Origin of the sequence: Microbacterium sp. LCT-H2, from assembly GCF_001866135.1 — a bacterium.
Lineage (GTDB): Bacteria > Actinomycetota > Actinomycetes > Actinomycetales > Microbacteriaceae > Microbacterium.
Genome location: NZ_MODW01000001.1, coordinates 827,195 through 840,798 on the forward strand (window position 1 = coordinate 827,195; position 13,604 = coordinate 840,798).

Annotated in this window: 11 protein-coding genes; 4 read left to right on the forward strand and 7 right to left on the reverse strand. The window is 70.6% G+C overall.

The features are described from left to right. Positions 1–64: 64 nt before the first annotated feature. From BK819_RS03875 to BK819_RS03905, 7 genes are all read right to left on the reverse strand, one after another. Positions 65–658, reverse strand: coding sequence for an exosortase/archaeosortase family protein (locus BK819_RS03875; protein ID WP_071327935.1), 594 nt, complete (start codon positions 656–658; stop codon positions 65–67). Further along, on the reverse strand, positions 658–2,016 hold the full coding sequence (locus BK819_RS03880) for a glycosyltransferase family 2 protein (RefSeq protein WP_071327936.1): 1,359 nt from the start codon (positions 2,014–2,016) through the stop codon (positions 658–660). Before BK819_RS03880 ends, BK819_RS03875 begins: the two co-directional genes overlap by 1 nt. Next, entirely contained in the window at positions 2,016–2,240 is a 225-nt protein-coding gene (locus tag BK819_RS03885) for an LPXTG cell wall anchor domain-containing protein (RefSeq protein ID WP_071327937.1), read from the reverse strand. The genes BK819_RS03880 and BK819_RS03885 overlap by 1 nt, the downstream gene beginning before the upstream one ends. Next, entirely contained in the window at positions 2,240–3,337 is a 1,098-nt protein-coding gene (gene wecB / locus BK819_RS03890) for a non-hydrolyzing UDP-N-acetylglucosamine 2-epimerase (RefSeq protein WP_256209361.1), read from the reverse strand. The genes BK819_RS03885 and wecB overlap by 1 nt, the downstream gene beginning before the upstream one ends. A gap of 110 nt (positions 3,338–3,447) precedes the next feature. Then, positions 3,448–5,535: a DUF11 domain-containing protein gene (locus BK819_RS03895; protein WP_071327939.1), complete on the reverse strand. Its 2,088-nt coding sequence runs from the start codon at positions 5,533–5,535 to the stop codon at positions 3,448–3,450. Positions 5,536–5,638: 103 nt separating this feature from the next. Continuing rightward, complete coding sequence (locus BK819_RS03900) at positions 5,639–7,072, reverse strand: sigma-70 family RNA polymerase sigma factor (RefSeq protein ID WP_071327940.1); 1,434 nt, start codon at positions 7,070–7,072, stop codon at positions 5,639–5,641. Positions 7,073–7,189: 117 nt separating this feature from the next. After that, complete coding sequence (locus BK819_RS03905; RefSeq protein WP_071327941.1) at positions 7,190–8,788, reverse strand: DUF5979 domain-containing protein; 1,599 nt, start codon at positions 8,786–8,788, stop codon at positions 7,190–7,192. Positions 8,789–9,313: 525 nt separating this feature from the next. Here BK819_RS03905 and BK819_RS03910 point away from each other — a divergent pair. From BK819_RS03910 to BK819_RS03925, 4 genes are all read left to right on the forward strand, one after another. Continuing rightward, positions 9,314–10,051 carry an SGNH/GDSL hydrolase family protein gene (locus BK819_RS03910; protein ID WP_071327942.1) on the forward strand — a complete coding sequence of 246 codons (738 nt, stop codon included), beginning with the start codon at positions 9,314–9,316 and terminating at the stop codon, positions 10,049–10,051. Between the two features lie 97 nt (positions 10,052–10,148). After that, on the forward strand, positions 10,149–10,889 hold the full coding sequence (locus BK819_RS03915; protein ID WP_071327943.1) for a peptidase E: 741 nt from the start codon (positions 10,149–10,151) through the stop codon (positions 10,887–10,889). Then, positions 10,886–12,241: an anaerobic C4-dicarboxylate transporter family protein gene (locus BK819_RS03920; RefSeq protein ID WP_083391646.1), complete on the forward strand. Its 1,356-nt coding sequence runs from the start codon at positions 10,886–10,888 to the stop codon at positions 12,239–12,241. The genes BK819_RS03915 and BK819_RS03920 overlap by 4 nt, the downstream gene beginning before the upstream one ends. Before the next feature lies 1 nt (position 12,242). Beyond that, on the forward strand, positions 12,243–13,577 hold the full coding sequence (locus BK819_RS03925; protein ID WP_071327944.1) for a threonine/serine exporter ThrE family protein: 1,335 nt from the start codon (positions 12,243–12,245) through the stop codon (positions 13,575–13,577). Positions 13,578–13,604: the final 27 nt, after the last annotated feature.

A 13,604-nucleotide genomic window follows, 5' to 3' on the forward strand; every position in this document is an offset into this window, starting at 1 on the left:
TCTTGATGTGGACACGACGAGCAGAGTGCTTCGCCGCGGATGAGACAGAGACGATGACGGACGATTACGCCCGTGCGCGGCGGGAATACCGGCGCTGCGGTGCGCGGACGCCGATGATGAGGAGCATCACGACGAGTCCCACGACGTAGCCGAGCACGCCGACGAGCGATCCCACGAAGACGTGACTCACCTTGTATCCGGGATCGAGGCCCCAGGTCTGCGTGGCCCAGCCGATCAGCACGAGCCGCAGCATGTTGACCGCGAAGACGATGCCCCACATCGCCGCGAGCCCGCCGAAGAGCCGGCTCCACCGCACGCGGGTGAAGGCGAGGATCACCGCCGCGACGGCCGTGAGCGGGAGTCCGATCAGCAGCGTCGTGCACTCGACCGTGACCTGCAGGGCGATCAGGTCTCCGGTCGGGGTCCACACGAGGTAGTGCTCGCCGATCGCTGCACGCTGACCCTCGACGAACGGCGAGAGCAACCACGTCGCGACGACCGCCTCGATGGCGCGGAAGGTGGTGTTGACCGCCAGGAGCGCTCCCCCCGCCGCGAGCATCAGCAGCGCCACGACCACGCGCGCGGCACGGTTCGGCGGCGACACCCGATCCAGCCGACGGGCGCGGAGCAGGGGCAGGGTTTCGGTGACGGTGGTCATCAGGCCTCCACGGCGACGGATCCGTTGACGACGACGTGGGCCTCCGCATTGCGGCGTGTCTTGGCCCAGCCGTTCTTGCCCCGGACGATGCGCAGGAACGCCCGCGCGATGCAGATGTACATGTAGTAGACGTAGAGCCACACCCCGAGCCCCCACCCCAGCGCCGTCAACCAGCTCGCCTGGGGTTCGCAGCGGATCTTGTAGACGAACCCCCAGACGGCGAACGGGGCGACGGAGAAGGCGAACAGCAGCCCGAGGACGCCGAGGGTGTCGCCGAGCGCGACCCGGAAGAGCTCCGGCTGCTGCACCCAGTACCCGACCTGAGCTCCGAACAGGATGAGGAACGAAAGTCCGCCGAGCATCTGGAGGAACGGCAGCACGAGGTAGTACACCGTCTCGATGACCCCGGCGTTGTCGACGTACGGCGACTTCACCACCTCGCGGATGTACTTGACGCACTGGATGTTCCCCTGTGCCCACCGGGTGCGCTGGGTGAGCAGGCGGCGGATCGACGGAAGCGCCTCCTGGTTCACGTGCGTGTCGTAGACGTGGCGGACCTGGTAGCCCGCCAGCACGACGTGCACGCCCAGCTCGTAGTCCTCGAGCAGGGCGCCGTGCCACGGTTCGCCGAACGTGTCGCCGATCGCGTCGAGCACGGAGAGCCGGGTGAACTGCCCGTTGCCTCCCAGCCCGACCGTCCCCGTCTTGGCTCGCAGCGACTGCATCGCGGCGATCGTGGTGCGGAACTCGAGATCCTGCATCCGCAGCAGGAACCGCGCAAACATGTTGGCGAACCGACCACCGTGCGGGTACGGCTTCGGGTCGTCGCGATTCTTCATCCACACCGCGATCTGCGCCGCCCCCACGCTCTCGTCGCCGAAGATGTCGTCGGCCGCGCAGATCTCGAGGGCGTTGGGTTCCATCTCGCCGTCCGCGTCGATGACGACGACGACGATCCGATCATGATCGGCGTCGGCGGGAAGCCAGGCGAGGAGCTGATGGTAGGCGGCGTTGAGAGCGTCGCCCTTGCCGGTCCGCGCCTCGGGCCGCCGTCGCTGGACGAGATGCACGTGCTCGTCGGCATCGGCCCAGCGCGTGACGATCGCCGCCGTGGCATCCTCGCTGTCGTCGTCGATCACCCAGACGTGGGCCCCGGGGAAGTCCCGCCGCGCCCGCGACACGGTGGTGTCGATGACCGCCTCCTCGTCCCGACACGGGATGAAGAAGTGCCATTCGAAGTGCGCCGGGTCACCGGGAACGGTCTTCGGATAACGCAGATAGGGGATGAGGATGAACAGGACGTACGTGACGAACGCGACGCCGAGCAGGACCGTGAACGCGTTGAGCACCGGGAACATCAGGGAGTCCTCCCCTGCACGGGGTCCTCTTCCGGTGCGACGGATCGGCGGATCGGGCGAGGAGCCGGCGACGATCGTCGCAGCAGGCGGGTGCGCAGGAGCAGTCCCGCCCCCACGGTCACCGCGATCCCCGCCGCCATGACCACGGTCGTCATGGATTCCGGCCCGGTGGCGGCAAGGGCGCCGACCGTGGCGAGCGGGGTGGTCAGGGCGTTGCTGTACATCAGGACTCCTCGGTGCGGGACGGGACGACGGTGGTGCGGATGTGCGCCGCGATGCGCGCAGTGGCCTGGCCGTCACCGAAGGGCGACGGCACGGTGGCGAGTCGGGCGAGGGTCGGCTCCACCGCATCCAGCAGGGTGGCTGCCGCAGCGGCGAGCTCCTGCGGTGAGACCAGCTGCGTGAAGGAGCCCAGCGCCTCGGGGCGCTCGGTCGAGTCCCGGACGACGAGGACGGGGCGCCCGATCACCGTCGCCTCCTCCTGGATGCCTCCGGAGTCGGAGACCAGTAGGGCGGCATGCGCGGCGAGCGCGAGGAACCGCTCGTAGGGGAGCGGCTCCTCGGCGATCAGCGCGTCCAGGAGATGCGTGGCGTCCAGCGTGGTGAGCATCGCCCTGGTGCGCGGGTGCACCGGGAACACGACGGGCCACCCCGATGCCGCGATGGCATTGAACGCACGGAGCGTGGCCAGGAGGTTCTCCGGGGTGTCCACGTTCTCCTGTCGGTGCACGGTCGCGAGGACGTAGCCTGCGGGAGTCAGTCCGAGCTCGGCGAGCGCCTCGGCATCGCCCTCCGCCCCGGCGCGCTGCGCACGCACCGCCTCCACCACCGGGTTGCCGGTGACCAGGATGCGCGCATCATCGATGCCCTCGGCGAGGAGGTTGGCGCGGTTCGCCTCGGTCGCCGCGAACAGGTCGTCGGCGATGTGGTCGACCATCACCCTGTTGTGTTCCTCTGGCATCCGGCGATCGTTCGCCCGGAGTCCTGCTTCGACGTGCCCGAGGCGGACTCCGGCGGCGTTCGCGGCCAGAGCGGCGGCGAAGGTGGCGTTCGTGTCCCCCTGGACGACGACGTACCCCGGCTCGAAGCGCGTGATGGCCTCGGCGATCTGCTCGGCGGCGCGGCCGATCTGGGCGGCCCGCGGGAGACCTCCGACGTGCAGCTGGAGGTCGACCCGCTCGATCCCGCAGGCTCGGAGGAACACCCGGGACATCCCCGGGTCGTAGTGCTGACCGGTATGGACGACGAAGGCGGCGTCTCCCAACTCCCGGACGAGGGGGGCGAGCTTGATGATCTCGGGACGGGTCCCGAAGACGATCATGACGGAGCCTTTCGGCAGCGGAACGGACGAAGTGGACTGTGAGAAGTGCATTTCTGGGTACCTCGATCAGCCCCCGGAGGGAGGTCCCCCGTGGCTGACGCGATCAGTGGTTATCGGTGGGTCGCGCGACGCGCGGAGACGATGAGGAGCAGAGCCCCACCTGCCAGCAGCGCGATCGCGGGGAGGACGGAGAGCGGCGTGCCGCCGGTCTGGGCGAGCCCTGCGGCCGCAGGGGCACGGACGACGGTCGCCGCGCACGACCACTGCGCGTCGTCCGCGCAGGCGTGCGCCGCCGACAGCGGCGGCAGCGCGGGGAGGCCGGACAGATCGCCCGGGACGGCGATCCCGGCCTGGACCGCTGCCGCCCGCAGACCGGCGATCATCGACTCGTCGTAGGCCACGGTGGCGCGGTTGACGATGGTGCCCTCCGCGTCGCGCGGCAGCTGGGCACGCAGGGTCATCGTGGCAGACTCCCCTGGTCCGAGCTCCGGCACCACCCAGCCCACGCGGTCCTGCACGGCGACGCCCCCGGCCGAGGCGGCGATGAACCGTGCGCCGTCCGGGAGGTCGTCGACGACGGGGATCTGGGCCGCGGTGCCGGGGCCGACGTTCGACACGGTGATCGTGTAGTCGAGGATGGATCCGGCGACCGCCGCGGATTGCGCGACCGTCTTGTCGATCTCGAGCGAGGCGAGCGCGGCCACCGCGGTCAGGGCGCACGCCTGCCGCGGGTCGTCGGGGCACGGCGTGGTCACCGTCGGCGCCGGAGTCCCGGCGGGCGCATCCGCAGGGTTCTGCACGGTGGCGCGGTTGAGGAGCTGCGCCTCGTCCCGGCCTCCCGGGGTCGTTCCGGTCACGTGCAGCGCGACCTCGCCCCCGGCGGGCACCTCGGGCAGGGTCCAGCGGACGGTCCCGTCGGCGACCACGCCGCCCTGATCGGCCGAGACCGCGGTCAGGGCAGGCGGCAGGAGGTCGGTCACCGGGACGTCGGTCGCCGGACCCGTGCCGGCGTTGGCGACGACGAGGGTGTACGTCAGCACCTCGTCGTGGCCGGCGACCTGCTTGTCGACCGTCTTCGCGAGCGACAACGCCGGCAGGGCGGCGACCGTCGTGGCAGCGCAAGCGGCACCCGCGTCGTCCGCACACGGCGTCGCCGACGTGGGTGCGGGCGTCTCGGCCGCGGCATCGGCGGGGTTCTTCACCACGGCGCGATTGACGAGCGTGCTGCCCGCACCCGCGCGATCGACCGTCCCGCGGACGTGCAGCGTGCTCGTGCCGCCGGCGGGGAGGGAGTCGATCGTCCACGTGACCGTGCCGTCCGCGACGACGCCGCCCTGATCGGCCGTCACATCACGCAGCCCGGTGGGAAGGGTGTCGGTCACGGGCACCTGCCCGGCGTCCGCCTCGCCGGAGTTCCGGACGGTGAGGGTGTAGTCGAGGGTGTCGCCGGGCGCGGCGGCCGCCTTGTCGACGACCTTCGCGATCGAGAGACCGGCGAGCTTCGGGTCCGGTGTGGCGGTGGCCGTGATCCCGAGCGCGTAGCCGTCGGTCGCGGTCGTCTGCGTGCCGCCGAGGGCGAAGCGGGCGACGTCGAAGACGATGCGCGTGATCTGGGTGCCCGGGACGGTGAAGCTTCCGCAGCCCCCGGGGCGCGAGGCCGCGGTGCAGGAGATGCGGAGGTCGCCACGGACGTACCCGTCGCCTCCATCCACGAAGGTCGCGCCGTCGGAGACGACCGCGCGGGTGGCGCCGCCGTCGGCGGAGGCGAAGCGCATGCCGTCCGCGATGGCGATCCCGGTACCTCCGGTCCCGGCGCCGAACTCGGCGATGTGGATGGCGGGGTCGTCGACGGGGCGGTCGAACGTGATCGTGAGCTGCCCCTCACCGCACCGCGACGCCGTGCCGCAGTTCGCCTTCGAATGCACGTTGAGCGTCGCGAGGTCCTTCGCCGAGACGCCGGGGGCGTACATCGCGTCCGTGCCGCTCCAAGAGCTCAGCGTCTTGCCCTCGCCCCCGAAGATGCGCGAGCCACCCGACAGTGTCGCCGTGGCGACCGTGCCGTCCGGCAGCGTGAACCTGCCGGTGTTCGCGTCGACGATGGTCGCCGCTCCCGTCGCAGCGGTCGCGGGGGCCGCAGCGACGACGGCACCGAGGGCGAGCAGCAATCCGAGCACGAAGGCGCCCGATCGTTTCCTCATGGCGGTGTGATTCCAATCTCGATCTCTTCATCCGCTGGTATCCGGAGATGGCGAACCCTTATGGGACAGCACTGCGCGGGGGTTATTACGCGCGGTCCAAAATTCAATCCACGATGACCACCTCAGCTATCGCGCCCCCGGAGACTCCGGCGATGTTGGACTGCGCGAAACTCAGGGTCACCGCGGTCCCTGCCGGGACCGGGTAGGCGTCGACCTCGAAGCTCGCCTGCCACCGTTCGTTCGCCGCGCAGGTTCCCGCCGCGAGCGTGGCGCCGTACGCGGACACCGTCAGGTCGGCGCCCGCCTCGCAGGCCACGGTGACAGACAGGAGCTTGGTGCGTGAGACCTGGCCCGGGACGGAGATGAGGACCGGCGGACTCGGCACGGTCGCCTCAGGAACCGGGTCCGGCGCCGGCTCCGGATCCGGATTCGCCGGAGGCTCCGCCGGGGCGGGCGGCTCGGATTCCACCGGAGGCTTCGTCGTCTCGACGGGCGTCGCCACCGGGGCGGGGGCCGCCGAGGGCGATGCCGTCGGGGTCGGCACGGTCCACGTCACGACCTGACGGGCGGCGGGGGTCGCGTCCACCGCGGTGCCGCCAACGACGGTGGCGACGACGCTCGCTGCCAGCGTCGTCGTGGCGACCGCGGTCACGATGGCGACAGTGGCCTTCGCCGCGGCGATGCCCGCGACCGGGGCAGCGATCGCGGGCGGCAGCGGTGCGGCGCTGGCGGAGAGTCCCGCCGAGGTCAACGACTGCCAGATCTGCGCGCCCACCCCCACGGCGATGCCGGCGGGGAACAGGACCGACAACATGCGCGAACTGGCGTGACGGGCTTCGTCAGCCTTCGCGCGGCACTCGGCGCACTCGTCGAGGTGGGCGTGCACGCGAGCGGTGTCTCGAGGGGTGAGTCGCTGGCGGGCGTGCGCGCCCAGCTTCCCCATCGTCCACTGGCACTCTCGCGATGCCGGCGGACGGCTGGCGACGTGCGCGGTGATCCAGGCCTGCCGGAGCCCCTCTCTGGCCCGGAAGGCGAGGACCGCGGCGGCTCGCTCGCTGATGTCGAGGCGCTTGCCGATCTCGTGCATCGAGAGGTGCTCGACCTCGCCGAACCACAGCACGTCCTGCCAGCGCTCCGGCAGGGCCAGGATGGCCTGGGAGACGAGGGAGGCGTCGAAGTCGGCGTCCGCGGCGGCGTCGGTGCTGTTCGGATCCTCCACTGCCTCGATGTACTCGATCGGCACTTCGCGACGGGCACGCCCCCAGCTGATGGCGAGGTTGCGCATGGTGGCGAACAGGTACGGCTTGAACGCGGCCGTCGGACCCTTCCCTGCCTGGATCGCCTGGTAGATGCGGGTGAACGACTCCGCGACGAGGTCGTCGGCATCGGCCGACCACCAGTAGCTGCGCGCCACAGCCGCGGCCGCGGGTGCGTACCGCTCCCACAGTTCCGCATAGGCCTGCTCGTCCCCCCCACGGACGCGGTCCAGCAGATCGGCATCGCGTTCCCTCTCTTCGTCTCTGCGTTCGTCGCTCATGGTGTTCCCTTCCCCCAGGGCATCAGTCGGCGAGGTGACAGACCTCGCCCGTGCGTTCTCGCGCCGATGCGGGGTGCGGCCGACAGACATCGGCAGCACCCCGCACGGCACGTGCGATCAGTGGTTGCCGCGGCGTGCGCGTCGCGCGGCCGCCAGTGCACCCCCCATCCCCAGCAGCAGCACCCCGGCGACCAGACCCGTGACCGCGATCTCGCCACCGGTCGACGCCAGCGATCTGCCCGGAGTTCCCGGCGTGGTGGGCGTCGTCGGAGTGCCCGGCGTCGTCGGCGGCGTGGTCGGAGTGCCCGGCGTCGGCGGCGTGGTCGGAGTGCCCGGCGTCGGCGGCGTGCTCGGCGTCGGCGGCGGCACGACGGACACCGGGTTCTGCACACTCACGGCGACGGTCTCGTTCCCTACCGTGAACCGCTCCGGGCTGATCGTCGGCGTCCCCCAGGCGATGCCGGCCACCGACTCGGGCGCGCGCTCGCGGACCGTGACCTCCGCACCGACCGGCAGCGCCGGGCTCGTCACCGACGATCCCGCCTCGAGCGTGAGCACCCCGGACCCCGCCGGGAAGCCCCGGCCCGCCGGATACGCGTACTCCAGCACGTACCGGGTCTCGGCAGGGATCCGCTCGGTCGCGGCCGCCTCACCGGCGAGGGTCTTCAGCGCCGTGAACCGCCCGACCCGCGTGCCGTTCCCCGTCCCCGAGCCGCCGTGGCGGGTGACCTCTGACGTGACCGTCGACGAGGTCTCGGTGCCGACCCGGATCTCGGCGGCGTTGCGGTAGCTGCCGGCTGCGCCGTCGTCGGTCACGCGCGAGAGGTAGTGCACGTTGTAGAAGGCCCCCTCGCGCGCGGTGAAGGTCACGGTGGTGCCGTCCGCGGAGACGGTGTAATCGGAGGCCGGGACCTCGGTGATCGGCCCCGGCACGACCAGGCCGCTGGGGAGCGTCTCCAGGCCGGTGGCCACCCAGAGCGACGGGTAGCGCTCGCCGGCGGCGGATTCGCGCAGGAGCTCCTGATCCGGACCGATGACGTCGGTGACGACGACCTCTTGACCCGCGACCATGCCCTTCGCTCCCGCACCGACGGCGACGTCCCAGGCGATGGTGTCGGACGAGTTCTGATACTCCCCGCTCTTGAAGTTGGTCCGACCGCGGAAGTCGCAGTCCGTCGAGCAGGCGAAGGGGTCCGGTTTCACGTCCACGGCGGCCGTGACGTCGCCGAAGTCATAGGTGACCGTGGTGGTCTCCGTCACCTCGGTGGTCACGGTCACCCAGAAGGAGAAGCCCCCGGAGAGACCGACGGGGTGCTCCTGCAGGTACGTGCTGTCGATGTCGCAGACGAGCTGGGTGGCGGTCGCCACGCAGCTCCCCGCCTCCTGGTCATCGGCGTCGAGCAGCGGGAACGCGTCGGGCAGCCCGCGGAGATCCTCGGGGAGATCGACGACGAACCCGGCCGGTGCCACCGGGTTGTCCGGCAGGGACCAGGTGCCGGTGAGCTCGGCCTTGGTACCGCTCGCGACGGCCTTCTCCGTGAAGGCGAGCGACGACACCGCGGCGCTGGTCGTGTACGGCGGTGCCGCCGTCGCGACGACGGGCGCGAGCAGGGCTCCGACGATTCCTCCGACGATCGCGACGAAGGCCGCGACGCGGCGGGCGACGCGGCTCCTCCGTCCCGAGCGGGGTCGGACGGGTGGCAAATGGGTCAGCATGTGTTCCTCCGGTGACAGCCGCGCGCACGCGACGTGGGCACGGTCGAAGATGAGACACGGTGAAGCCCGGCGTACTACGCGGACTCCGCCGGATTGCGGATCTCGACGACGCACGCCGCGCGTCTCCACGCCGCACGGAGCGGCGCACCCTTGCTCGCGGCGATGCCGCGGAGCTCTCCCCCGGCCCGCAAGGTTCCCCTCCCTCAAACGGGCCGCGAACGACGGTACCCCTCATGCGGCGGGTCGCCGGTGTTCGCAGCCGCGCGTATATCGGCGTTCCGGAATGGGCCGACGGAACGTCTCCCGGACCGGGGATGTGCGGCGGGCCGGGGGAGCAGCCCGCCGCACGAGGGACTCGATTTCTCCACATCGTCTGGTTGGGGATTCGACGATGTCCTGGGCCGCGGATCCCGTCCGCGCTCACGTGCCCAGCCTCGCCCCTCGGGAAACAGGACGGGAACGATGCCAGGGCATTACGCCACCCTGTCCGGAAGCAGAGCGCTGGCGGCGGATAAGCTCTGAGACGTGCCGATCGCCCCCTCCGCCTCCTCCGCCACCGCGTCCGACGACCTGAGCCGCCTCGCCGCCGCCCTCCGCGACCCCGCACCGCTGAACTGGGTCATCACCGGCGACTCGATCACCCACGGTCTGGTGCACACCCAGGGTGGGCGCAGCTACCCGGAGCACCTCCACGAGCTGGTCCGAGGCGAGCTCGAGCGCGTCCGGGACATCGTCCTCAACACCGCGATCAGCGGCAACCGGATCGTCGACATCCTCGACGACTGGGAGCGTCGGGTCGCGGCCTGGCAGCCGGATGTCGTGACCCTCATGGTCGGCACCAACGACGCCTCCGACGGCGGACCGCGACCGGTCATCTCGCCAGAAGACTACGCCGCGTCTCTGCACGACTTCGTGCGCCGGGTACGCGGGCTCGGCGCCATCCCGGTGCTCCAGACGCCTCCCGCCATCGACGTCCGCAATGCGCCGGAGCGAGCGCGGATCGCCGACTTCGCCGAGGCCGTCCGCCGGGTCGCTTCCGCGGAGGACGTGATCCTCGTCGACCAGCACGCGCACTTCGCGGAGCTGGGGAACGGCGGCGTGCCGTGGGGCCTCATGAACGACCCGTTCCACCCCAGCGCGGTCGGGCACGCCGCCCTCGCTCTGGAGCTCGCCCGCGTGCTCGGCATCGCGCCGGAGGGCCCCCGCGCCCGTACGATCGCCCTTCTGGAAGGCATGGTGGGCACGGCCCGCATCTTCGGCTGAGAGGCCCGGATTCACCCGGCCAGGGTGACCGCTCTGGACGGCGGTTGCACCGCGACGCTAGGTTGAGCGCATTCACACTCGACAGTGAGGTGGGGGCATGTCGCACATCGTCGCAACGGGGGCCGGCAAGGCCATGATGGAACGTCGGAACGATCCGACGCACGAGTACATCCTGAAGCTCACCGGCAAGGAGCGACCACGAGTCCTCTTCGTCGGCACCGCGACCGGCGACGACACCGCCTACATCGTGAGCTTCTACTCCACGTACGACTCCGACAGATGCGCGCCGCATCACCTGCCGCTCTTCCATCGGGCGGTCGACGACCTCGCCGGCTTCGTGAAGGGCTTCGACGTCATCCACGTCGGCGGGGGGAACACCGCCAACATGCTCGACGTCTGGAAGCGTCAGGGCCTCGATGAGATCATGCGCGAGATGTGGGAGGACCCCTCCTCGAACGTCGTGTTCACAGGCGGCAGCGCGGGCGGCATCTGCTGGTTCGAGGGCGGCACGACCGACAGCTATGGCCCCACCCTGCAGGTGCTCCCCGAGGGCCTCGGGTTCCTGCACGGCAGCTTCTGTCCGCATTACGACGCCGAGGACCAGCGCCGGCCGCTCTTCCACGCCTCGCTCCTCAGCGGCGAGCTGTCCACCGGCTATGCGGTGGGCAATCTGCAGTCGCTCCACTTCGAGAACGGCGAGTTCGTCACCGCGGTCAGCCCGGTCGAGAACGCACTGGCGCTGAAGGTCGAGGCGGTCGACGGGGAGATCGTCGAGACCGAGCTGCCCGTGCAGATCCTCTCCGGATCGGCACCGATCGTGAAGGGGCCGTCGTCGTGAACGACAACGTCTGGATCCTCGTCGCCGAGCTCATCGTCGTCGTCCTGGCGATCTTCATGGGCACCCGCACGAGCGGGATCGGCCTGGGCGTGTGGGGCCTCGTCGGCGTCGCGGTGCTCGTGTTCGTGTTCGGGGAGGCCCCCGGCAACGCCCCGGTCGACGCCGTGTTCATCGTCATCACGGTCATCACCGCCGCCTCGACCATGCAGGCCGCTGGCGGCATCGACTGGATGGTGTCGGTGGCGGCGAAGGTCATCCGCAAACGGCCGAAGTCCGTCGTCTTCCTCGCACCGGCGATGTCGTTCCTCTTCACGGTCGGCGCGGGGACCGGAAACATCTTCTACCCGCTGCTGCCGGTGATCTACGACGTCTCCTACCAGCAGAAGATCCGGCCGGAGCGGGCGCTGTCGGTCTCGGCCGTCGCCTCGCAGGTCGGCATCCTCTGCTCGCCGGTCTCCGCGGCCACCGCCTCGATGGTCGTGCTGCTGGCGCCGCAGGGCGTCGACCTCGGCGGTCTGCTCCTCATCATGTGGCCGGCATCGATCGCGGGCCTCCTCGTCGCCGCGCTGGTCATGATGCGTCACGGCAAGGACCTCGAGGACGACCCGGAGTACCAGAAGCGCCTGGCGGAGGGACAGATCAAGCCGCCCACCGTCGACGCGCACGAGAACAAGCTCCCGCCGACCGCCGTGCTGTCGGCCTCGCTGTTCCTCGCCGGCGTCGCGGTGATCGTGTTCTTCGGCCTGTTCGAGAACCTCCGTCCGGTCATCGGCACCGACGACAACGGCGATCCGCTGCGCCTGAGCGTCACGGTGATCATCGAGGTCGTCATGGGCATCATCGCCGCGCTGATCTTCGTGTTCTGCAAGGTGAAGGCCGCCGACGTGCCGAAGCAGTCCACCTTCCCCGCGGGCATCGTCGGCGCCATCGCCCTGTTCGGCATCGCGTGGCTCGCCAACACGTTCGTCGCCGCGAACCAGACCCTCATCGTCGACGGGCTGGGGTCGGTCGTCTCCGGCTCGTCCGCCTTCCTCGGGGCCCTGCTGTTCGCACTGGCGCTCTTCGCGGTCGCCATGCTCACGACCAGCCAATCGAGCGCCACGAACGCGATCGTCCCGATCGGCATCACGATCGGTCTGCCCGCCTCCCTGCTGGTGGGACTGTGGCCGGCGGCGATGGGCATCTACACGCTGCCCGCCAACGGCAGCCAGGTGGCGACCGTCGCGTTCGACCAGACCGGGACGACGAAGATGGGCAAGTTCGTCTTCGATCACTCGTTCCAGCTGCCGAACCTCGTCTACGTCGGTACGGCCATCGTCGTCGGGGTGGCACTGTCGTTCCTGTTCACGTGACATGACCGACGTCGTCGACCGGTCGGCGCTGCGACAGTTCCTGCTGGGACTGGCTCAGGGCATGAACGCGTCGGCGGAGTCCGTCGACCGCATCCGGGACACGATCGCCGAGGTCGCCACGGCATCGGGCGGCGACGGCGCCGACTTCGTCGTCCTGCCGACCATCATCATCGTGGAGACGGGGGATGCGGAGGAGCAGCGGGTCGCGTTCCGTTCGGCCACGAACGCCTCGTTCCGCTTCGATCAGATCGCCGCGCTGTACGACCTCATCGCGCAGGCCAAGACCGGCGAGGTCGACCCGCTCGACGGCATCCGCCGGCTGAACGAGATCGGCGCGATGCGTCCGCGCCTCGGCTGGTTCACCCGGACGCTCGGGCACGCCATCCTCACGACGGGTCTCGCGCTCCTCCTCGCGCCCACCTGGCAGGGGGCGCTCGTCGCCTTCGTCCTCGGGTTCGGGATCGGCCTGCTCAAACTCGTGCGCTCTCCCACCCTGCAGCTCGTCATGCCCATCGCCGCGGCCTTCGTGTGCGCGGCCGCGGTGTTCCTGCTCGCGGAGGTCATCGAGATCGGCGACCCGATCCGCCTCCTGATCGCCCCGCTGGTCACCTTCCTCCCCGGTGGTGTGCTGACCACGGCGACGGTGGAGCTCGCAGCGGGCCAGATGATCTCCGGCGCGTCCCGCCTCATCTACGGGTTCGTGCAGCTCGCGCTCCTCGCCTTCGGCATCCTCGCCGCGGGGGCTGTGGTGGGCGTCTCGAGCGATTCGTACGAAGCCCTCGACGCCTCCTCGTCGTACCTCCCCTGGTGGGTGCCGCTGCTCGGCATCCTCGTGTTCGCGCTCGGCAACTACCTGCACTTCTCCTCCCCGCCGTCCACGTTCGGGTGGGTGCTGCTCGCCCTGGTCGTCGCGTACCTCGGCCAGTGGGCGGGAACCGAGTTCATCGACCCGGCGGTCGGCGGCTTCGTCGGTGCGGTCGCCGTCACCCCGGTCGTGTTCTGGATCGCCGGGCTGCGTCACGGAGCCCCGTCGCAGCTCACGTTCCTCCCGGCCTTCTGGCTGCTGGTGCCCGGAGCCGCCGGGCTGGTGGGGCTCACCGAGGCGGTGGCGACCGACAACGGCCTCGCCGACTTCACCGCGGCCCTCGTCTCCGTCATGTCGATCGCGCTCGGAGTGCTCATCGGCACGGCGCTCTACCGCGTCGTGCACCATGGCGCGGAGGAGTTCGTCCAGTTCGCCGTCGCCCCGCCGCCCGCGGAGGACGAGGAGCCCGCCCCGACGCTGTGGCACCGCCTGTCTGCCCCGCTGCGCCGCCTGCGCCGCCCCCGTCGCTAGCAGTAGACCTCGCGACGGTGGCCGGCG

What these genes read in the sequence shown, in the direction of transcription:
- BK819_RS03880 (WP_071327936.1), bottom strand. Translation starts at nt 2,016, where the DNA reads ATGTTCCCGGTGCTCAACGCGTTCACGGTCCTGCTCGGCGTCGCGTTC.
- BK819_RS03900 (WP_071327940.1), bottom strand. Translation starts at nt 7,072, where the DNA reads ATGAGCGACGAACGCAGAGACGAAGAGAGGGAACGCGATGCCGATCTG.
- BK819_RS03895 (WP_071327939.1), bottom strand. Translation starts at nt 5,535, where the DNA reads ATGAGGAAACGATCGGGCGCCTTCGTGCTCGGATTGCTGCTCGCCCTC.
- BK819_RS03905 (WP_071327941.1), bottom strand. Translation starts at nt 8,788, where the DNA reads ATGCTGACCCATTTGCCACCCGTCCGACCCCGCTCGGGACGGAGGAGC.
- BK819_RS03925 (WP_071327944.1), top strand. Translation starts at nt 12,243, where the DNA reads ATGACCGACGTCGTCGACCGGTCGGCGCTGCGACAGTTCCTGCTGGGA.
- BK819_RS03885 (WP_071327937.1), bottom strand. Translation starts at nt 2,240, where the DNA reads ATGTACAGCAACGCCCTGACCACCCCGCTCGCCACGGTCGGCGCCCTT.
- BK819_RS03915 (WP_071327943.1), top strand. Translation starts at nt 10,149, where the DNA reads ATGTCGCACATCGTCGCAACGGGGGCCGGCAAGGCCATGATGGAACGT.
- wecB (WP_256209361.1), bottom strand. Translation starts at nt 3,337, where the DNA reads ATGATCGTCTTCGGGACCCGTCCCGAGATCATCAAGCTCGCCCCCCTC.
- BK819_RS03875 (WP_071327935.1), bottom strand. Translation starts at nt 658, where the DNA reads ATGACCACCGTCACCGAAACCCTGCCCCTGCTCCGCGCCCGTCGGCTG.